The organism is Aureibaculum luteum, assembly GCF_003449015.1.
Classification (GTDB): Bacteria; Bacteroidota; Bacteroidia; order Flavobacteriales; family Flavobacteriaceae; genus Aureibaculum; species Aureibaculum luteum.
Genome location: NZ_QRGD01000003.1, coordinates 414,268 through 434,673, shown reverse-complemented (window position 1 = coordinate 434,673; position 20,406 = coordinate 414,268). Strand labels below are relative to the sequence as shown.

The following is a 20,406-nucleotide window of genomic DNA, read 5'->3' as shown; positions in this document are numbered from 1 at the left end:
ATGTCATATAATTTTATATTTTTGCGTATCAACCAATATTATATAACCAAAATTAACTGATAAACTTTTTATGGAAGCAACAATTGCTACAGAAAACAAAGAAGGCGAAACTTGGTCTGGCGGAGGTAAGAAACCGTTAGGGTCCAGTTACGGTAAAATGATGATGTGGTTCTTTATCATGTCAGATGCCTTAACCTTTTCTGCATTTTTAGGAGCTTACGGGCTTATGCGTTTTAAATTTATAGACAGTTGGCCAATTGCCGACGAAGTTTTTACGCACGTACCTTTTTTACATGGTCATTTTCCTATGTACTATGTGGCTTTTATGACCTTTATTTTGATATTTTCTTCAGTAACAATGGTGTTAGCTGTTGACGCTGGTCATCAGATGAAGAAAGCCAAAGTAACATTATATATGTTGCTAACAATAATTGGTGGTTTAATTTTCTTAGGCTCACAGGCCTGGGAGTGGAAAAACTTTATTGGTGGTACTTATGGATCTTTAATTTTACAAGATGGTAAAGTGGTTCAATTTGTAGATGCTTCTGGTCATCAAGTAGCTTTAGAAGATTTTGTTACAAAGTCTGCTGCTAATGAAAGAGTTGCACACACTAAAAGTAATGGATTATGGTATGTACAAGATGCCGGTGCGTTACCTCCGTTTACAACAAGCGAAGTGATAGAGAGTTTTAAAAACAGTCCTAATATCAGCTTAAGAACTGAAGAGGTTGATTTAGCAACAAAACATAAAATAATATTATCTAGAGAAGACGCAAATAAGTTTTTATCGAAAGCAACAGGTGTCGTAAAAGGTGCAAACCTTAAGATTAATGAATATGGTAATACGTTGTTTGCCGATTTCTTTTTCTTTATTACAGGATTTCACGGATTTCACGTTTTCTCAGGTATATTGATAAATATCATTATCTTTTTTAATGTTATAATTGGAACCTATGAAAGAAGAGGTCATTATGAAATGGTTGAAAAAGTAGGTTTATATTGGCACTTTGTCGATTTAGTATGGGTATTTGTATTTACATTCTTCTATTTAGTTTAAAAAAATAATATGGCACACGATCAAGAACACGAACACGAATCGCACGTTGGATTAATATGGAAAGTATTTGGAGCATTATCTCTAATTACAATTGTTGAAGTAATCTTAGGTATTTTAAAACCAAAAGGCTTACACCTGACTATTTTTTTAGGAACAAGTTTATTAAATTGGATTTTCTTAATACTTACATTGGTAAAAGCATATGGTATCGCTTGGTATTTTATGCACCTGAAGCAAGAGAAGTCGGGTTTACGTAGAGCCATCGTTTGGACAACAGTATTTTTAATTTGTTATTTAGCAACTTTATTGTTGATTGAAGGAGGGTATATTGGAGATGTGATGAGTAACTACACAAAATGGAGCTACTAAATTTTAGTAACATATAAATTATATAAAGCGGTTTTTAAACCGCTTTTTTTATACGCTAAAGAACCGTAATTTTGTGTTATCAAATTAATTGATAGGTTCGAAATGTCGGTTTTCTTTTTTAGAAAGAACAAAAATGTTAAGATTGACATTCCTTTTGACCTTAAATAAACAATAAGTAATACTGATGAAATCAAAGAAATTTTGGATTTTAGTGGGGCTTTTTATTATGCCATTGGTCTTTTATCTACTGCTATTGACTGGTACCAATAAGTTTGCTAAACTACCCGTGCTGAATAAGGAAATTGGTGATGTAACTGAATTTAAAACAAGCACAGGAGCTTCCATATCTTTAGATGGTAAAATTACAGTGCTCAGTTTTTTAGGGAACGATTTGCAAACGGTAAAGAATAATGCGTTAAACCTAAATGAGAAAATATACAAACACTTTTATAAGTTTAAAGATTTTCAATTCATTGTCGTATTGAAAGAAGGTTCTTCTAGTCAAGTAGCTGAACTCGTAAAGCAATTGAAGGTAACTACTGATATGCAAAAGTGGAATTTCTTATATGGTAGCCAAGAACAAATAGAAGGATTGTTCAATAGTTTAAAGACCGACCTTAAAATTGATGCAAATGGCTATTCTCCATATGCATTTATAATTGATAAGGATAGATATTTACGTGGAAGAACGGATGATGAAGATAATGGATTAATGTATGGGTATAATGCTGAAACAGTAGCACCAATACATGGAAAAATGGTAGATGATGTAAAAGTTTTAATTGCAGAATATAGAATGGCATTAAAAAAGAACAACAGAGAAATTTAAGTAAAAAGTGTTATTAGAAAAAATGGTCACCTTGAGGATAATGAGCGTAGCTCATTAGGGGTGTTTTTTCGACGAGTTTAGATTGTAAATTATGAAAAAAACATACATAGGTATTGCATTTATAGTATTGGTTTTTGGCATTTGGGCGGTGCCTAAAATTGTAAATAGATTATCACCAACTACATTGTTAACATTTGAGAAAGTACCTGATTTTAAGTTTACCAATCAGAATAGCAAAGAAATTTCAAATGAAAATTTTAAGAATAAAGTTTATGTCGTAGAATTTTTCTTTACCTCTTGTCCAACTATTTGTCCAAAAATGCATCAAAGTATGCTTAAAATACAAGATGAGTTTTATGGTAATCCTAATTTCGGTATGGCATCAATAACCATTGACCCAAAGAGAGATACTCCTGAAACTTTAAAAAAGTATGCAGAAAAACATAATGTAACGCTAAAAAATTGGCAATTTTTAACTGGAGATAAAGATGTGATTTATGATTTTGCCAATAAAGGGTTTAAGCTATATGCTGGAGAAAATGAAGAAGCAGAAGGTGGGTTTGAACATTCTGGATTATTTGCCTTGGTAGATAAAAATGGATTTATAAGATCAAGGACAGTTACATCAGGTGAATTTGAAAATCCGATAAAGTTTTATGATGGATTGGATGCTGAACAGGTTCAAATGTTAAAAGAAGATATTACTATTTTATTAAATGAATAATGGAGCAAACATCAAATAAATATAATAAATGGATTGTTGTGTTGTCCGTAGTTATTCCACTGGCAGTTGCTGGGTTATTTAACGTTAAAATAGATGTGGAATTACCTGTTTTTTTACCACCTATTTACGCTTCAATCAATGCATTTACTGCATTGGTATTAATAGTGGCGGTCTGGGCTATTAAAAATAATAAAAGAAATTTACATGAAGGTCTTATGAAAACGGCCATATTATGTTCTGTTATTTTTTTGGTATTGTATGTTTTATATCACATGACCTCAGACTCTACTAAATATGGTGGAGAAGGTGCAATAAAGTATGTGTATTTGTTTATTCTATTGACACATATTTTACTATCTATAATTGTAATACCATTTGTATTAATTACCTATGTAAGAGCAATTACTAATAATTTTGAAAAACATAAAAAAATTGCGAAATTTACATTTCCCTTATGGCTTTATGTTGCCGTATCGGGAGTGGTGGTTTATTTGATGATTTCGCCTTATTATCAATGAGGTTCCAGTTTTTTGAGCGAAGCAAAGAAAAATTGGTAAATAGAATTGAACCTGTACTTATGCTGAACTTGTTCAGTATATAGCGGGGCAGTTATTTTTTTGCAAACAACACTAAAGAAGTGAAACATCGAATTTTATCGATAAAATGAATAAAGCAAAGAAAAATTGGTAAATCGAATTGATCCCGTTTTTTAGTTGAATAAAAATCAATTTATGAGAAATAAATTATTCATAGTATTCTTTTTAATAGCTACTCAAATGGTTAGTGCTCAATGTGCTATGTGTAAGGCTGTTGTAGAGTCTGGTGATGCGGAAATGGCTGAGGGATTGAATAATGGTATTGTATACCTTATGGCTTTTCCATATATCTTAGTAGGTGTTGCAGGATATTTTCTATATAAAAAAATGAAAAAAGGATAAATTAATTATACATTAAGAGTGTTTAAGTGTAACAAGTTTTACTTTTGTTCGTCATATATAAAAAATCAGTAGAATCAGCCTTTAGAAACAATTGTTTTATGAAACAGCATAACTAGAATTTAGATTTTAAATCTAAGTGGTAATTATGGCTTGCCATGTGAACAATAAGGGTCAATAAAATTATAAACTTATGAAAATCAGATTAAGTGTTTTAACCGCACTCCTTGTTGTAGCAACTTCTTTTGCTCAAGATAAAGAATGGACATTAAATGAATGTATAGAACATGCTTTAGAAAATAATATCAGCATAAAAAGGAATAAGAAGTTAGTTGAAATGAGCGATGTTGATGTCATAAGTGCAAAAGGTAACTTTTTACCTAATTTAGGGGCATCTTCAAGTGGTAACTTTAGTTCTGGTCTTTCTCCTGATCAAGAGGGGATTTTAAAAAACACCAATAATTTTAGCACATCTTTTAGTTTATCAACTGGAGGTACTATTTTTAATGGTTATAGAAATTTATTGACTTATAAGCAAGCTCAATTAGGGGTTGAGGCAAGTAAATTAGATTTGCAAAAAATTGAAGATGATATTTCATTATTTGTTGTGAATGCATATCTTAATATTTTATTTGCTAAGGAGAATTTAGAAGTTGCTCAAAATCAGTATGAAATCAGTACAAAACAGATTGAAGCTACACAGGCACAAGTTGATGCTGGTGTAAAACCAAAGGGTGATTTACTAGATGCAGAATCAACGGCAGCAGCTGATGCTCAGAATGTGGTTACACAAGAAAATGCCTTAGATTTAGCTCTGTTATCGTTAGCCCAATTATTACAGGTAGATACAGATGGTTTTGATGTAGCAAAAGTTGATGTTGGTTCACCGTCTATTGCTACTTTATATGATAATTCAACAATGGTTTATGAAAAAGCATTGGAGAATAGAGCGGAAATAGCAAGAGCAAAACTAGCTGTTGATAATGCAGAATTGGGAATTAAATTAGCAAAAGGAGCATATCTTCCTTCGCTAACTTATTCATTAGGTGCAAGTACATCCTATTTTTATCAATTTAATAATTTATTACCAAGTCAAGTAAATACAGGATTTTCAAATCAGTTTAGTGACAGATTTCAGTATGGAGGAGGATTGTCTTTAAACATCCCTATATTTAATAGAAATCAGACAAAGGCTAACGTAAACAGGTCAATTATCAGTCAAAAAATGAGTGAGATTGACTTAGAAGACCAAAAATTACAATTAAAAGAAACCATTGAAAGAGCTTTTTTAGATTCTAAGGCAGCGGCAAAATCGTATGAGGTTGCCAATATATCTTTAAACGCTCAAAACGAAGCTTTTAAAAATGCGGAACAAAGATATAGCTTAGGGGCCATGACCTCTTTTGATTTTGATCAAGTTCGAAGCAGACTAGTAGATGCTGAATCCACTTTAATTAGAGCTAAATACGATTATGTCTTTAAAACTAAAGTATTAGAATTCTATTTTGGTGAAGAAATCGTTTTGGAATAAATAATATCTAAAATTTTAAATCATAAATTCCAAATTCCTATTAGAGGAGTTTGGAATTTTGTTTTATTAATCATCAAAAGTTTATCTTTGCCAATTAAATTAAAAATTTGTCTTTAATACTAAACATAGAAACGGCAACCAAAAATTGCTCTGTTAGCTTAGCCGAAAATGGCGTGTTACTTGCGTTAAATGAAGTAAATGACGGTAACTATTCTCATGGTGAGCAATTACACCTTTTAATCAAAAACATCCTTTCAGAGGGCGGAAAATCAATAAGTGACATAGATGCCATTGCGGTTAGCAAAGGGCCTGGTTCTTACACAGGATTACGTATAGGAGTTTCGACTGCTAAAGGGTTGTGTTTCTCTTTAGATAAACCGTTAATTGCTGTTTCTACTTTAACGGCATTGTCTAATGCCTTTACCGTTGATAAAGGTGCCGTAATTGTACCCATGTTAGATGCGAGAAGGATGGAGGTTTACAGTGCTGTTTATAATCATAACCACAATCAAATTAGAGAAATTAAAGCGGAGGTCATTACCGAGAATTCGTTTTCAGAATATTTAAGTAAGGGGAATGTATATTTTTTAGGTGATGGGGCTGATAAATGCAAAACAATATTGAAAAATAATAATGCTATTTTTCTTGACGGATATTTTCCCTCAGCGAAACAAATGGCTCAACTTTCTTTTGATAAGTATAAAATAAGCGACACCGAAGATGTCGCTTATTTTGAACCTTTTTATTTAAAAGATTTTATGGTTACAAAGTCAAAGAAATAATTATCCTTTCTTTTGTATTTCAACAGCATGTGGATAAGGTATTTCAATACCAGCTTTATCTAAGGCTAATTTTACATTTTCCATTGTACCAAAATATACGTCCCAATAATTTGCTGGTGTACACCATGGTCTAACCGCAAAATTAACAGAACTGTCCGCTAATTCAGAAACGTTTACTGAAGGTGCAGGATCAGATAATACTTTATCATTAGACGTTAAAACTGAAAGTAAAACCTCTTTTGTTTGTTTGATATCAGCATCGTATGATACACCAATGGTAAGATCAACTCTTAATTGACCTTCTTCCGTAAAATTAACGATGTTGCCATTTGATAAAGTACCATTCGGTATAATTACTAATTTGTTATCAGGTGTGATAATTTTAGTGGTAAAAATTTGAATTTCTTTTACTACCCCAATTTCTCCTTGAGCTTCTATTAAGTCTCCAATTTTAATGGGCTTGAAAATCATTAACAATACTCCACCAGCAAAATTAGCAAGTGAACCTTGAAGAGCTAAACCTATAGCTAAACCAGCTGCAGCTAAAATAGCAGCGAAAGATGCGGTTGGAATACCTAAAATACCTAAAATGGTAATAATTAAGATTATTTTTAATGCCCAACCTATTAAGTTTGTTAAGAATTTTTGTAGACTTTCATCATAATCTTTTTTAGCCATTACACCGGCTACAGTCTTCATTAATTTTTTTATAACCCAAGAACCAACTATCCATATAACTATAGCTCCAATGATACTGAAACCATAAGTAGCTAAGAAGGTTGTGATACTCGCAAAAATACTGTCAAAATCCATATTTAGTTTTATTTGTTAAGTGAAAAGAATTGTAATTAATGCAAGAACAGCTGGTACCCCTTGAATATAAAATAGTTTTATTTTCTTTGTTGAATAAGCACCGTAGATACCCGCAATAATGACGCAAGATAAAAAGAATATTGCAATTTGGTCAGGAAAATTTTTGTTTACGAGTGACCACACAAGGCCAGCCGCTAAAAAACCATTATATAAACCTTGATTGGCTGCCAATACCACAGTTTGTTTAGCAAATTCAATGGATAGCCCAAAAGCTTTCAGTGCCCTAGGTGTTGTCCATAAAAACATTTCTAATATTAGAAAATAGAAATGCAATAGAGCCACCAGTGTAATTAAAACTATTTGAACCGTTCTCATTTTAAAAGTATTTTAATTTGTTGAAGTGCTTTTGCCGTTTCATTAACAGGCAATTGACAAGTACCATCTATACAGACATAAAAAGTGGTTTCATTTTTTGAATACTTATATTCTAATAAAGGCATTTTACTATCGACAGTACTACCAACGATTAACTTATTTGGAATATATTTCTTATTAAATTCTTTTAATTTTTCTAACGCATCTTCACCAACTATGGCTACTTCATAAAAATCACCTATAAAATTTGAATATAATAACAACCAATTGGATGCCCCACCTGCATATTTTGATGCTTTCTCTTTAACATTATGCAACATTTGATTGGCATTTTTAGCATAGGTTGGGTTGGCAAAATAATGTCCGAGTTTGAATAAATTATTTGCCATAATTGAATTTGAAGACGGAATCACATTATCGTCGGTTTCAATTTTTCGAGTTACTAATTGTTTATCTTCATCAGAGGTAAAGAAAAACATTTGACTCTTGTCATCATAAAAATGATCATAACAATAATCGGTCATTTTTTTTGCGTCATTTAACCATTGCTCATCAAGAGTAACTTCATAAAGATTAATAAATGCGTCAATTGTTGTGGCATAATCAATTAAATAAGCATTAATGCTACTTTTTCCATTCTTGTAATTTCTGAATAAACTACCATCTGCCTTATGCTGTGTTTTGTCAATAAAATTAGCCGTTTTTAGTGCTCTTTCTAAAAAACGCTTGTCATCAAAGACACGATAAGCATCAACATAACCCTTAAGCATTAATGCATTCCATTCTGTAAGTATTTTATCATCTAAACGTGGACGGTCTTTTTTACTTCTGGCTTTAAGTAAGGTCTCTTTCCAGATAGTTACTTTTTTGGAAAGATTCTCTTTAGAGATTTGAAAATTTTCTAAAATGTCATCATTTGTTTCTATTCGATTCAAATGGTACGTTTCGTTTTCCCATTTAAAAGCATCCTTAATATTGTAATAGGCAGCAAATAAATCGAAATCTCCCGAGCCTTCGAGATTAAGAATGTTTTTTAACTCTTCTTTTTTCCAAACATAAAAGACACCTTCTTCTAATTCACCTTTTTCATTCTTACTATCCGCATCAAGTGAAGAGTAAAAAGCACCTGTTTTGTCCATTAATTCACGCTCTACAAAAGCTGTGGTTTCATAAACAATCTCTTTATATAAAGGGTTTTTAGTAACCAAGTATGCATTTGAATACAAACTTACCAATTGGCCATTATCATAAAGCATTTTTTCAAAATGAGGAATGTGCCATTTAGAATCTACTGAATAGCGAGCAAAACCACCACCAACTTGATCGTATAAACCGCCATACGCCATATTTGTTAACGTGGTATTTACATAATCCATTATTTTATCGTCAGCATTTTGAACTGCATATCTCAATAGAAATTGATAATTGTTAGGCATAGGAAATTTAGGAGCACCTACGTTACCGCCAAGGTCCGTATCCATATATTTCTTCCAATTCTCAACAATGGTGTCTAATTCAATGGTAGAGTATTCTTTTTCGGAGGTATTTATGGTAACCAAGTCCGATTGCTGCACACCAGTAGTTAATTGCGTAGCATACTCTTCCATTTTTTCAGGATCTTCCTTGTAGAGTTTTGTAATTTGTTCCAAGGCACTTACCCAGTTTTCTTTCGGAAAATAAGTGCCACCCCAAACTGGTCTACCATCAGGTAAGGCGATACAGTTTAAAGGCCAGCCACCACTTCCTGTCATTAATTGCACAGCATTCATATATACTTGATCAACATCAGGTCTTTCTTCTCGGTCAACTTTTACATTGATAAAATTTTGATTCATAAGTTTTGCAACTGTAGAGTCTTCAAAACTTTCGTGTTCCATCACATGGCACCAATGACATGCCGCATAACCAATGGAAATTAAAATAAGTTTGTTTTCCTTTTTAGCCAATTCCAACGTTTCATCATTCCATGCGTGCCAATCAACAGGGTTGTGAGCATGTTGTAATAAATAGGGGCTAGTTTCATTGATAAGACTGTTAGTGTACTTATGTTTTGTCATCTCTTCTTTATTTTGACTAGTGCAGTTAATCATCAGAATACTGCATAATGATAGGAGAAAAATTTTTTGAATCATGATTTTAATATTGCGATAAAGATAAGGAATAATGACAAGCCTCTAAAAGCTATTTTAAGTGTTACAAAAAAAGAAGAAAGTGATGCAAATAAAAAAAACGTTTTGAAAAGTTCAAAACGTTTTAATATTTTTTTAAAAAGAAAGAGTTATTGAACTTCAAAAGTAATTTTTACATTTACTCTAAATTCTTCTACATCTCCATCTTTTACAACTGCACTTTGAGATTGTACAAATACAGATTTGATATGCTTCACACTTTTAGATGCATGTTTTACTGCTTTGCGAGTAGCTTCTTCCCAGCTTTTGTCAGAACTCGCCATTACTTCAATTACTTTCATTACTGCCATAATATTTGTTTTTAAATTAAAATGAGTGAACGTAAATATACGAATTTATCCATTTAATGCTACAACTTCCTCTATCTTATTGGGCAATAATTGTTTTAAAGTGGCCTCAATTCCACTTTTAAGAGTAATGGTAGAAGAAGGGCAACCGCTACAAGCTCCTTGTAAAATTACGCTTACTGTTTTTGTATTGGCATCATAAGATTGAAACATAATATTACCACCATCCGAGGTTACCGCAGGCTTTATATATTCATCTAAAATAGCAATAATTTCTTGCGAAATATCATCTAAGTTTGCCGTGGCTATTGGTTCTATTTCTACTTTTTCATGTACTATGGGAACATAATTTTCTGTAATTATTGGTTTGGATTCCGTCAAATATTTTTTTAAAAAATCGCGTAGAGCTGTTGTTATTTCGAACCATTCAACACTATTGTTTTTTGTAATTGAAACGTAATTATTACTAATAAAGACTTCATTTACAAATGGAAAACTATATAATTCTTTGGCAATTGGAACTTCTAACGCATCTTCTAATGAAGTAACTTCAATATTTTCTGAAGTCAATAATTGATTACTTACAAATTTCATAACCCCAGGGTTTGGAGTGCTTTCTGCATATACATCAACAATTATCTTTTTAGATTCTATTTTTGAATTAAAAAGACTATCGTTTACCGTAAGATAATTTTCGATAATGGCTTTAAGTTCATCTTGAACATCAGTCCATTCTACAATATCAAAGCGTTCAACAGCAATGAAATTTGCGGTTACAAATACTTTTTTAACAAAAGGTAAATGAAAAAGCTCTTGAATAAATGTTGAGTTTTTTACATCTTCAACAGAATTATACTCAAAGCTTCCCTCTGTTAAAATTTTATTGGCCACAAACTTAATTATGGTAGGTGTTTTAGTACTTTCTATATCTATTTTTAACATCTTCAAATTAATTTATTACAAAAGTAATACTATATTTGATACAACCTAAACTTATTCATTTGAAGAGATTTTACTTTTTCATCTTATTTTCTTTGTCCCTAACCCTAAATACTTTTTCACAAAAAGAAGCATCGCATTGGTATTTTGGTGATAGAGCAGGCTTAGATTTTAGCACAGGAGTACCCACAGTAGATACAAAGGGCGTTTTATCTACCACTGAAGGTTGTGCAACGATATCTGATATTGGCGGCAATCTTTTGTTTTATACGGATGGTACCACTGTTTGGAATAAGAACCATAATAGAATGCCAAGTGGTAGTGGCCTTTTAGGAGATTCTTCTAGTTCGCAATCTGCCATTATTGTACCTAAACCTGATGATAATAATATCTATTATATCTTTACTGTAGATTGGTCTGGAGGTGAAAATGGACTCAATTATTACACTGTTGATATGACCTTGGATAGTGGTTTGGGTGATGTTATTGGAACTAGTAATTCTCCCAAACCAACAACGCTATTGTCTTTACCCGTATCTGAAAAAATTACAGCCATAAAAGTAAAAGATGAAGAGGCTTTTTGGGTAATAGCGACTAAGGAAGGACGTTTTTATGTCTACAAAGTTGATGAAAACGGAGTTGAAAGTACTCCTGTTGCTGGAAATCTTGGTTTTATGAACCCAGATGATATGAGGGGGTATTTAAAAACGTCACCAGATGGAAAGTTTTTAGTTTCCGCAAATATGTCTTCAGGTACTTTCTTATATGATTTTGATAGTGCCACTGGTAGTGTTTCAAACCAACGTCGATTAGATTTGTTAAATGAGTTTGGTTATGGTGTTGAGTTTTCTCCATTAAGTAAGAAATTATATATCTCTACAGGTAATTTTGGTAGAAACGGACCTTATTTAGAAAAATTATTCAAGTTTTCACTTGATTTAGCAGACCCATCTATTTCAAACATAAATGCCAATAAAATTGAAATGCACTCCTATTTGAATTCAAGGGCCGCATTGCAAGTAGGTGTCGACGGTAAAATTTATAGAACTATAGATAATGCCTCTTTTTTAGGTGTAATTAATAATCCCGATAGTGATGGGGCTACCTATACACATAATGCTATTAGCCTTGGCGGAAGGTCAGGTACGCAAGGATTACCACCTTTTATTCAATCGTTTTTTGCAGCCTTAATTAGAACGGAAAACCTTTGTTTGGGAAATGAGACAGAATTTTCAATAGAGTCTAATGAGCCTATTTTATCCATTGAATGGGATTTTGGAGACGGATCAATATCAACAGATTTGGAGCCATCACATACCTATACAACAGCGGCCGATTATATTGTTAATGTTGATGTAACTACAGCAACAGAAACAAAAACGATTACACAGACAATTACCATTTTTGACGTACCTGTGGTAACTACTCCGATAGATTTGTTTCAATGTGATGATGATACGGATGGGATTACTACATTTAATCTAAAAGAAGCTATCCTATTAATGGTTGCCGATCCAGCAAATTTGAATATTAGTTTTTATCAAAAGAATATAGATGCTACTGAAGGTAATATTGTCAATAGTATCCAAAACCCTCAAACTTTTTCTAATGCACTTGCATCTATAGTTTATGCACGTGTAGAAAATACTTATGGCTGTGAGAAAATTGTAGAAATCAATTTAAAAGTATCGTCAACTTCAATTAATTCAGATTATTCATTAATTATAAATGAATGTGATTATAGTACCGACGGGGATGATACAAATGGATTTACATCATTTAATTTTACTGATGCCTCAGCAACTATTTTAGATCAATTACCAAGTAATCAGAATTTAGCGGTTACTTATTACGAGAGCATGTCCGATGGACTGGAAGAAATAAATGCCATAAATCCTGAAAATTATACAAATACAACTGCTTTTACGCAAAAAATAGTCGTTCGAATTGAGAGTGAGGATAATAATAAGTGTTTAGGATTGGGCTATTTTGTTACTTTACAAGTTAACGAGTTGCCAAATTTTGAACTTCCAGAAGATGCCTTTACATGTATAAACTACCCATTAGATCCCGTTGTTGTTTCTGTTATTAATCCACAAGATGTTTACAATTATCAATGGACTGATAACAACGATAATGTTTTGGTTAATGGTACCATGGCTTCTTATAATTTCACAGAACCTGGTAGCTATAAACTTACTGCTTACAATTCACTAACCAACTGTTCGAGAACAAAAACCATTTTGATTAGTGCATCTAATATTGCTGCATTTCAAGATTTTAAAGTGGAAGATGCAGCAGAAAATAATACAGTAACTGTTACTGTTACTGGTGAAGGAGATTATGAATATGCACTAGACAATCAGTATGATGTATACCAAGATTCTAATATGTTTGAGAATGTTACTTCAGGCATTCATACCATTTACATTAGAGATAAAAATGGCTGTGGTACCTTAGAAGAAGAAGTTTCTGTAATTGGTTTCCCTAAATTTTTTACGCCAAACGGCGACGGATTTAATGATACTTGGCAAATAGATGGAGTAAGCTTTCAGCCTACCTCTCTAATTTATATTTTTGATAGATTTGGTAAGGTTATAACAAAAATTGATCCCACTTCTGAAGGATGGAATGGAACATACAGAGGTAAATTATTGCCAGAATCTGACTATTGGTTTAAGGTAAAACTAGAAGATGGTAGAACGCTAAAAGGTAACTTTAGCTTAATTAGACGATAGTTAATAAAAAGACTCAAGAAATTATATTTGAATGAATGATTTAAAAAAATATTTAGCAATATTAATTATTGCTTTTAGTACTTTCAGTTTGAAAGCTCAGGGCACCTTGCCTATTTATTCTGATTATTTATCGGATAACGTATTCTTAGTGCATCCAGCAGCAGCTGGTATAGGAAATTCAGCTAAATTTAGACTAACACACAGACAACAATGGTCAGATAATGAGGATGCTCCGTCTTTACAAACATTAACTTACCATCAAGGGTTTGGAAAAGGAATGGCTTTGGGAGGTATGTTGTTTAATGATAAAAATGGATATCATTCGCAATTAGGAGTACGTGCAACTTATGCCTATCATCTTAATTTTGGGAGAGATGATGCCTTAAATCAGCTTTCATTATCACTATCTGGGTCTTATGTGCAAAATAGTTTAGACCAGCGTAGTTTTACTGCTTATGATCCCGTTATTTCACAGGTTATTGAATCAGATCATTATGTGAATGCCGATTTTAGTGCAGCTTACTTTAATTTAGATGGCTACGTTTATTTAACAGCAAAAAACCTGTTGTTAAATACTAAAAATTCTGTAGATAATAATTACAATTCATTGAACTTACGAACCTATCTTTTAAATATGGGTTACTTTTTTGGTTGGCAAAAACGATTTCAGGTGGAGCCCTCTGTAATGTTGCAGTATGTTGAAAAAACAGGCGAATTTAATGTTGACCTAAATGCCAAAGTGTATAAACTATTAGATAGAAATAAGCGTATATGGTTTGCGTTAAGTTACCGTCAAAGTTTAGATGGTAATAAATTACAAGAATTGAGTCAATTGACTCCAATTGCGGGATTTGAAATTGATCGTTATTTACTTTCTTACACTTATACGCATCAATTGGGGAATATAACATATGCTAATGGAGGCTTCCATCAATTTACGTTGGGTATTAATTTATTCAATAAAAGACCTAAAGACCATGGGTATATTCCTAGATTTAATCCATTTTTATTTAAAAATGATAATTAACATTTAAATTAATTTAAATTTTTTAGTTCCTCTACTAACAAATTATTCCGAATAAAATCATTTGTAGAAACAGAATGCATCGATTGGCTATCCTTGTCATTGAGTTTTCTGTTATTGTCAATATCATCATTTGTTGTAAAGTAAATATTTTCGGTTGCAGGAATATATTTCCAGTTCTTTAAATGCTCATTAGTTTTTGTGATTTTTGTAAAATTCCTACCGGCATTGGTACTTAAATATAATGCTGTAAAGGCCTCTTGTTTTTCATTGTTAGGAAACGAATCAATTACTTGGTAAATCGTTGTGTTTAATGATGGGGTAAGGCTGTCAATTAACCTTTCAAAAGAAATAATCTTTATCTTTTTCTTAGTTAAAATATGAGTTTCTTGTGTTTTTATATTTTGAAACATTAGATTATCCAGATAGTTATTGTACCAATCATCACTAGCATAAGAACTTCTTTTTTGTTCGCGAACCTCATTGTTTTGAATAGAGAAAACGATAAAATCGGTATTTTCAATAAGAGTTGGCAAATTGGCAACAAGAGTGTTTGCTACTGTTTTCTGATTTTCTGGTTTGTCAATAATTGTATTCGTATTTTCATCATCCGCTGATTTCGCACAAGATAAAAATAGCATCCCTAGGAATGCTATCGTCATCAAAATTTGATACTTTTTCATGTTGTTATTTTCAATTACCATTTATAGTTCTTTCCTTTCGCTTGTCTTTTTATGGCTTCTACCATAACATTCTCTAAGCCTTTGCTACTGTCCTTTTGTTTTTCGGCTACATACTTATTTCTTCTAGTATTCAGTTCCTGAATCTTTTCTTGAATTTCAGTTCGTTTTTTACTTTGAGAAGCAACATAGATTTTAATCTCCTTTGATGATTTATTTTTAAGGGCATCAGGTAAGGTTTTTTTGTCTAATTTATCATAACTAAATCCAGCTTCTTTTTCGGCATCTACTAAATCCCATGTAGCATTATTATATATTCTAGAGCTTTTACTTACGGCTCTCTTAACTTCAACAACTTCGTCTAATTCAGCAGCATTATTATCCTGAAGAGCTTGTTTTCTTATTTTAGTATAACCGTTACTTCCAAAATAAATATAGGTGTCATTCAATTGCTTATTTAACTTGATAATTACGGCATCATATGGAGAAGCAATATGTACAATTTTTTCATCTTGATTTATAGTCATATAATCACCGCCAGTTAAAGTTGCACCATCTTTCCACATGCCAGATACTCCGTTTTGATAATTGCCACAGAAAATGGTGTTTACCACAACATCTTGTTCTTTGGCTTGTGTTGTTGCGTCTTTATAGTCAGTTTTACCTTGTGTAAATGGTTCGTTACCCGCTATAAAGATGATGTTAAGATCATTTTTGTTTTTACCCCATTCTAATTCCTTTAATGAGGTCATAATCACTTCACCACAAAATTCATTGCCGCCATTTGTTTTTAATGCAAAGAGTTTTTCTGAAATCTCATCAAGATCAGAGCTAAAACCGATGACTTGACGGATAAATCCTTCTTTAGAAGGGAGGCTACTATTTCCATATTCGTATAATGAAATTTCTAAATCGGGATTTTCATTTTCACATTTTGCATAGGAAAGTTCATTCACAATTTCCCACAATTGGGTTTTTGCTTGATTAATCAAACCATCCATTGAATTACTAGTGTCCAATAATAATGCTACTTTTATAGTGTTTTTTTTCTTCGGATGTTCTTCATTAGCATAGCTTAAGAAGCTATTACAGACAAGAATTAGTATTAAAATTTTACTCACACCATTTTTAATTTTAAAAGAGAGTCCTTGATTTTTCTTCGAATAGTTCATAATTTTCGTTTTAAATTCAGAGTAAAAGTATATAGAAGAAAGAGCTATAAAAACTACAAATGAGTGAAATGGTTGTTTTAATGAGTGAAAATGACTTTTAAAAAAGTGAAGTAGGAATCCATGGCTAAAATAAGCCCCAAATTCCTTGTTTATAGATTAGGGCCATTTTACTAAACCAATTTTAGTATGTAGATTTACATAATTAAAGAAACCTAATGAAGCAAAAACTTTACATACTTATCATGCTATTTTTTGTGGTATTTTCTTATGTGCAGGCCCAAGAAAATGATAGGATAGCACTTCCTAATAAGATCTATTCAGATAGGATTACTGATGAAAGTGGTACACCATTAAGTGGACTTACCGTACGTGTAAAAAGCAAAGGGTTAAGAACAACAACGAATTCGAATGGAGAGTTTTCTATCAATGCTAGTAATGGAGATGTAATTGAGTTGAGTAAAAATGGAGTCGTTATAAATACCTATCGTTTAACAGGTAGTGTGTATTATGAAGTTCAAGATGAATCTGGAGTTATTGAGAATGATGAAAAGAAAAAAATAGGGTCGTCTTCTAAAATTAGTAGGCGAGGAGGGTCATCTGAATTTCGACTTTATTTAGATTCAGCTAGTTATAATAAAAAGAGAAACCCCACAAAAAGTATAGATCAAGTTGGAGGAGCACTATTAATTGCAAATGACAATAATAATAAAAGTCAATTGGCAGATTCATATACTATTCTCGGAGATGTTTATATGAATTTAAAGCAATATGATTTAGCTGCCAGTAATTATAAAATATCTATTGATAATATTGATGATATAGCGATACAACTAAAATTGGCAAATGCTTATTTTCGGGATAACGATACTAAAAAGAGTGAAAGTAAATATAATGAAGTATTAGGTAAAAGTGGATTGTTAGATACGCAAAAAATAGCGGCACATAAAGGTTTAGGGAATGTCTATTTAAAATTAAAAGAACATAACAAGGCTGTAGCTCAATATCAAAAAGCATTAACAATAGCTCAAAAGGAAAAAAATACAGCTGAAATAACAGATTTAAACACAAGGATTTCAGAAGCATTAGAGGCAAGTGGGCAAATTGCTAAGGCAGAAGGTTTTTTAATGCAAGCTCGTGCTAATGTTCGTAAACAAAGTCCAAAAGAAGAAGCGATTCAAAGTCAACGAACGGCTGATTTTTACAGTCGTAATAAAAACGTTGACAAAGAGGTATTACTTAGAAAAGAAACATTAAAAAATCTAGAAGACGCTGAGCTTAGTGAGATTGTTATGGAGGATGATTCAGAAGCTTTGTCAAAACCTAAAGTTAAATATGACCTCGGAAATGCTTTATTAAAACAAAATAATTTTGAAGAAGCCATTCCTATTTTAGAGGAAAGTGCTTCTGAAGCGGAAAACAATGAAGACATTTTAACGCAAAAAGATGCCATACAACGTTTGTCAGAAGCATACGCTTCTGTTGGAGATGATAATAAAGCGTTGAGTAATTATCAAAAATATGTTTCTTTAGTTGATAAATTATATCAACAAAAGGAAGAGGAAATAAATGCTGTCGTTAGTCTTAATAGAGATTTATCAGAAAAACAGAATAGAATTACTAGCTTAGAAAAAGACAGGGAATTAACACAAAGTAAGTATCAATTAAGTCAATCAGAGAGCAGATTGACTATTGAAAATGATAGACGTCAAAAACTCATAATTTATGCGTTAATGGGAGGTTTGCTATTGTTGCTATTCTCTTTGTTTTGGATGATAAGAAGCAATAAACAAAGACGATTGGCAAATAATTTACTGGCCTTAAAATCATTGCGTACACAAATGAATCCGCATTTTATTTTTAATGCTTTAAATTCAGTGAACAGCTTTATAAGCCAAAATGATGAACGGACAGCCAATCGATATTTGACTGATTTCTCTACTTTAATGCGAAGTGTGTTGAACAATTCTGAAGAAGATTTTATTCCACTAGAAAATGAAATTGAATTGTTAGAGCTTTATTTGAAATTAGAACACTCTCGTTTTAAAGATAAGTTTGATTATGAATTAAATGTCGATGCATCTATTGATAGAGGACAATTTCAAATTCCACCAATGCTGTTACAACCATATGTGGAAAATGCCGTGTGGCATGGTTTACGCTATAAAAAGGAAAAAGGTTTTTTAAAAGTAAGCCTGGACAAAATTGATGAAGAAACCATTAAAATTGAAATATCAGATAATGGTATTGGTAGAGTTAAGTCTAAAGCTTTAAAAACGGAGCATCAGAAAAAACAAAAGTCGAAAGGAATGCAAAATATAAAACAGAGAATAAAGATTTTAAATCAAATGTATAAAGATAAAGTAGATGTTTTTATTGAAGATATGCATGAGGATAAAACAGGAACCAAAGTGGTTTTGATTTTGAAAAAGGATTGATTTAACACTTAAATAGAAAGATTGAAGTAAAGAAATTTTTGAACCAAAACGATGAACTAACAAAATAATAATTACGCTTTCAGACTAAATGATGTTTAAAACTAATTCAGACTGACTAAACACTAAATACCAATGACTAAAGGACTCTTAAAAACCATTATAGTAGAAGACGAGCAAACTAGTAGAGAAATCTTAAAGAATTATCTTGGTAAATATTGCCCAACAGTTGAGGTTGTTGGTGAAGCTGAAAATATTGATGAAGCGTTGGTTTTAATTCGTAATAACGAGTTAGACTTAGTGTTTTTAGATGTAGAAATGCCTTATGGTAGTGGGTTTGATTTACTAGAGAAATTAGGAAACACAACATTTGAAGTTGTTTTTGTAACCGCTTACAATCAATACGCTATTGATGCATTAAACAATCATGCTTCATATTACTTGTTAAAGCCAATTTCCATAGATGAGTTAATTAAAGCAGTTGATTATGTAACCACATTAAGATCGAAAGAAAGTGAATTGCAAAATGTAGGTTTAGTACCGAAAATTAAAGTGAATGAAGGTAAAATAACCATACCTACGCAAGACGGATTCGAAGTCTTAGAAATGAAAGACATTATGTATTGCAAGGCAGATGACAACTACACAGAGATATTTTTAGAGAATAAGCATAAAAAATTAGTGAGTAAAACTTTAAAGTATTTTGAAGATATTTTGAAAGAAAGTGGTTTTGCACGTATTCATAAATCATATTTAGTAAATGTGTCTTATATCATATCTTATAAAAAAGGAAAGGGAGGTACTGTTTCTTTATCTAATGGAAAAGAATTAAGTGTTTCAGCATCAAAAAAAGCAGACTTTTTATCTTATTTTAAGTAGTAAGGTTAGTACTCTGAAGTTTTTTAAAACCTTAATAATTTTTATAGTTAGCTATCCTATAAATTGATTAATTTTGTAGTATCTGAAGGTGAAAACAGTCAGTGTAATCTACAAACTTTTTAATATTAAAAATATGATTATTAGAGAATTAAACGGGAAAAAGCCACAATTTGGTGATGATTGTTTTATTGCCGAAAATGCAGTAATTGTGGGTGATGTGCAAATGGGAGATCAATGTAGTATTTGGTACAATGCAGTATTACGTGGTGATGTGCATTTTATTAAATTGGGTAATAAGGTAAATGTTCAAGATGGAGCAGTGATACATTGTACCTATCAAAAATGTCCAACTACAATTGGTAATAATGTATCTATTGGTCATAATGCACTTGTTCATGGTTGTACAATACATGATAATGTTTTAGTAGGCATGGGTAGTATCGTTATGGATGAATGTATTATAGAAAGCAATTCAATTATTGCAGCTGGTGCAGTGGTAACTAAAGGTACGACAGTAGAGTCGGGTAGTATTTATGCGGGTACGCCAGCTAAAAAAATTAAGGATATCTCTCAAGAGCTAATCTCTGGAGAAATTGATAGAATTGCCAATAATTATGTTAAATATTCTAGTTGGTATAAATAATGAAAATC

General features: G+C 31.8%; 20 protein-coding genes. 13 read left to right on the top strand and 7 right to left on the bottom strand.

Going from position 1 to position 20,406, the window contains the following annotated elements:
* The first annotated feature begins 70 nt into the window (after window positions 1-70).
* From D3P13_RS10080 to tsaB, 8 genes are all read left to right on the top strand, one after another.
* Entirely contained in the window at window positions 71-1,057 is a 987-nt protein-coding gene (locus D3P13_RS10080; RefSeq protein WP_117881944.1) for a cytochrome c oxidase subunit 3, read from the top strand.
* 9 nt (window positions 1,058-1,066) lie between these two features.
* The gene (locus tag D3P13_RS10075) at window positions 1,067-1,426 is read left to right on the top strand and encodes a cytochrome C oxidase subunit IV family protein (RefSeq protein ID WP_117881942.1); all 360 of its coding nucleotides are present in this window, start codon (window positions 1,067-1,069) and stop codon (window positions 1,424-1,426) included.
* Window positions 1,427-1,610: 184 nt separating this feature from the next.
* Window positions 1,611-2,255 (top strand): hypothetical protein, encoded by a 645-nt coding sequence (locus D3P13_RS10070; protein WP_117881940.1) that lies wholly within the window; start codon window positions 1,611-1,613, stop codon window positions 2,253-2,255.
* A 91-nt stretch (window positions 2,256-2,346) separates the two neighbouring features.
* Entirely contained in the window at window positions 2,347-2,979 is a 633-nt protein-coding gene (locus D3P13_RS10065) for an SCO family protein (protein WP_117881938.1), read from the top strand.
* Window positions 2,979-3,497, top strand: a complete 519-nt coding sequence (locus D3P13_RS10060; RefSeq protein ID WP_117881936.1) for a DUF420 domain-containing protein — start codon at window positions 2,979-2,981, stop codon at window positions 3,495-3,497. Before D3P13_RS10065 ends, D3P13_RS10060 begins: the two co-directional genes overlap by 1 nt.
* Before the next feature lie 213 nt (window positions 3,498-3,710).
* A complete protein-coding gene (locus tag D3P13_RS10055; protein WP_117881934.1) occupies window positions 3,711-3,917 on the top strand; it encodes a hypothetical protein in 207 nt (68 codons plus the stop codon).
* Window positions 3,918-4,107: 190 nt separating this feature from the next.
* Window positions 4,108-5,445 (top strand): TolC family protein, encoded by a 1,338-nt coding sequence (locus D3P13_RS10050; protein ID WP_117881932.1) that lies wholly within the window; start codon window positions 4,108-4,110, stop codon window positions 5,443-5,445.
* A 107-nt stretch (window positions 5,446-5,552) separates the two neighbouring features.
* Window positions 5,553-6,227 carry a tRNA (adenosine(37)-N6)-threonylcarbamoyltransferase complex dimerization subunit type 1 TsaB gene (gene tsaB / locus D3P13_RS10045; RefSeq protein WP_117881930.1) on the top strand — a complete coding sequence of 225 codons (675 nt, stop codon included), beginning with the start codon at window positions 5,553-5,555 and terminating at the stop codon, window positions 6,225-6,227.
* On the opposite strand, the gene D3P13_RS10040 is transcribed toward tsaB, so the two are convergent.
* The 5 genes from D3P13_RS10040 to D3P13_RS10020 form a co-directional block, all read right to left on the bottom strand.
* Complete coding sequence (locus D3P13_RS10040; RefSeq protein WP_117881928.1) at window positions 6,228-7,040, bottom strand: mechanosensitive ion channel family protein; 813 nt, start codon at window positions 7,038-7,040, stop codon at window positions 6,228-6,230. It abuts the gene before it with no gap.
* Between the two features lie 15 nt (window positions 7,041-7,055).
* On the bottom strand, window positions 7,056-7,415 hold the full coding sequence (locus tag D3P13_RS10035; RefSeq protein WP_117881926.1) for a DUF1304 domain-containing protein: 360 nt from the start codon (window positions 7,413-7,415) through the stop codon (window positions 7,056-7,058).
* Window positions 7,412-9,472: a thioredoxin domain-containing protein gene (locus D3P13_RS10030; RefSeq protein WP_232829168.1), complete on the bottom strand. Its 2,061-nt coding sequence runs from the start codon at window positions 9,470-9,472 to the stop codon at window positions 7,412-7,414. Before D3P13_RS10030 ends, D3P13_RS10035 begins: the two co-directional genes overlap by 4 nt.
* Before the next feature lie 221 nt (window positions 9,473-9,693).
* Window positions 9,694-9,894: a dodecin family protein gene (locus D3P13_RS10025; protein WP_117881922.1), complete on the bottom strand. Its 201-nt coding sequence runs from the start codon at window positions 9,892-9,894 to the stop codon at window positions 9,694-9,696.
* 45 nt (window positions 9,895-9,939) lie between these two features.
* Entirely contained in the window at window positions 9,940-10,833 is an 894-nt protein-coding gene (locus D3P13_RS10020; protein WP_117881920.1) for a NifU family protein, read from the bottom strand.
* Between the two features lie 59 nt (window positions 10,834-10,892).
* Between D3P13_RS10020 and D3P13_RS10015 the strand changes: the two genes are divergently transcribed.
* Both D3P13_RS10015 and D3P13_RS10010 read left to right on the top strand, forming a co-directional pair.
* Window positions 10,893-13,568: a T9SS type B sorting domain-containing protein gene (locus tag D3P13_RS10015; protein ID WP_157972884.1), complete on the top strand. Its 2,676-nt coding sequence runs from the start codon at window positions 10,893-10,895 to the stop codon at window positions 13,566-13,568.
* Between the two features lie 31 nt (window positions 13,569-13,599).
* Window positions 13,600-14,595 (top strand): PorP/SprF family type IX secretion system membrane protein, encoded by a 996-nt coding sequence (locus D3P13_RS10010; RefSeq protein ID WP_117881916.1) that lies wholly within the window; start codon window positions 13,600-13,602, stop codon window positions 14,593-14,595.
* Window positions 14,596-14,603: 8 nt separating this feature from the next.
* On the opposite strand, the gene D3P13_RS10005 is transcribed toward D3P13_RS10010, so the two are convergent.
* Window positions 14,604-15,275: a hypothetical protein gene (locus D3P13_RS10005; protein ID WP_157972883.1), complete on the bottom strand. Its 672-nt coding sequence runs from the start codon at window positions 15,273-15,275 to the stop codon at window positions 14,604-14,606.
* 14 nt (window positions 15,276-15,289) lie between these two features.
* Window positions 15,290-16,444, bottom strand: a complete 1,155-nt coding sequence (locus tag D3P13_RS10000) for a vWA domain-containing protein (RefSeq protein WP_117881913.1) — start codon at window positions 16,442-16,444, stop codon at window positions 15,290-15,292.
* A 215-nt stretch (window positions 16,445-16,659) separates the two neighbouring features.
* On the opposite strand from D3P13_RS10000, the gene D3P13_RS09995 reads away from it, so the two are divergent.
* The 3 genes from D3P13_RS09995 to D3P13_RS09985 all read left to right on the top strand — a co-directional run bounded on the left by D3P13_RS09995 (window position 16,660) and on the right by D3P13_RS09985 (window position 20,398).
* On the top strand, window positions 16,660-18,879 hold the full coding sequence (locus D3P13_RS09995) for a histidine kinase (RefSeq protein WP_117881911.1): 2,220 nt from the start codon (window positions 16,660-16,662) through the stop codon (window positions 18,877-18,879).
* 132 nt (window positions 18,880-19,011) lie between these two features.
* On the top strand, window positions 19,012-19,755 hold the full coding sequence (locus tag D3P13_RS09990) for a LytR/AlgR family response regulator transcription factor (RefSeq protein ID WP_117881909.1): 744 nt from the start codon (window positions 19,012-19,014) through the stop codon (window positions 19,753-19,755).
* A 133-nt stretch (window positions 19,756-19,888) separates the two neighbouring features.
* Complete coding sequence (locus tag D3P13_RS09985) at window positions 19,889-20,398, top strand: gamma carbonic anhydrase family protein (protein WP_117881907.1); 510 nt, start codon at window positions 19,889-19,891, stop codon at window positions 20,396-20,398.
* The last annotated feature ends 8 nt before the right edge of the window (window positions 20,399-20,406 follow it).

Coding starts and splice junctions, on each gene's coding strand:
- D3P13_RS10050 (WP_117881932.1), top strand. CDS start 4,108: ATGAAAATCAGATTAAGTGTTTTAACCGCACTCCTTGTTGTAGCAACT.
- D3P13_RS10060 (WP_117881936.1), top strand. CDS start 2,979: ATGGAGCAAACATCAAATAAATATAATAAATGGATTGTTGTGTTGTCC.
- D3P13_RS10075 (WP_117881942.1), top strand. CDS start 1,067: ATGGCACACGATCAAGAACACGAACACGAATCGCACGTTGGATTAATA.
- D3P13_RS10010 (WP_117881916.1), top strand. CDS start 13,600: ATGAATGATTTAAAAAAATATTTAGCAATATTAATTATTGCTTTTAGT.
- D3P13_RS10035 (WP_117881926.1), bottom strand. CDS start 7,415: ATGAGAACGGTTCAAATAGTTTTAATTACACTGGTGGCTCTATTGCAT.
- D3P13_RS10020 (WP_117881920.1), bottom strand. CDS start 10,833: ATGTTAAAAATAGATATAGAAAGTACTAAAACACCTACCATAATTAAG.
- D3P13_RS10070 (WP_117881940.1), top strand. CDS start 1,611: ATGAAATCAAAGAAATTTTGGATTTTAGTGGGGCTTTTTATTATGCCA.
- D3P13_RS10055 (WP_117881934.1), top strand. CDS start 3,711: ATGAGAAATAAATTATTCATAGTATTCTTTTTAATAGCTACTCAAATG.
- D3P13_RS10025 (WP_117881922.1), bottom strand. CDS start 9,894: ATGGCAGTAATGAAAGTAATTGAAGTAATGGCGAGTTCTGACAAAAGC.
- D3P13_RS10000 (WP_117881913.1), bottom strand. CDS start 16,444: ATGAACTATTCGAAGAAAAATCAAGGACTCTCTTTTAAAATTAAAAAT.
- D3P13_RS10080 (WP_117881944.1), top strand. CDS start 71: ATGGAAGCAACAATTGCTACAGAAAACAAAGAAGGCGAAACTTGGTCT.
- D3P13_RS10030 (WP_232829168.1), bottom strand. CDS start 9,472: ATGACAAAACATAAGTACACTAACAGTCTTATCAATGAAACTAGCCCC.
- D3P13_RS09990 (WP_117881909.1), top strand. CDS start 19,012: ATGACTAAAGGACTCTTAAAAACCATTATAGTAGAAGACGAGCAAACT.
- D3P13_RS10065 (WP_117881938.1), top strand. CDS start 2,347: ATGAAAAAAACATACATAGGTATTGCATTTATAGTATTGGTTTTTGGC.
- D3P13_RS10040 (WP_117881928.1), bottom strand. CDS start 7,040: ATGGATTTTGACAGTATTTTTGCGAGTATCACAACCTTCTTAGCTACT.
- D3P13_RS09985 (WP_117881907.1), top strand. CDS start 19,889: ATGATTATTAGAGAATTAAACGGGAAAAAGCCACAATTTGGTGATGAT.
- D3P13_RS09995 (WP_117881911.1), top strand. CDS start 16,660: ATGAAGCAAAAACTTTACATACTTATCATGCTATTTTTTGTGGTATTT.
- D3P13_RS10005 (WP_157972883.1), bottom strand. CDS start 15,275: ATGAAAAAGTATCAAATTTTGATGACGATAGCATTCCTAGGGATGCTA.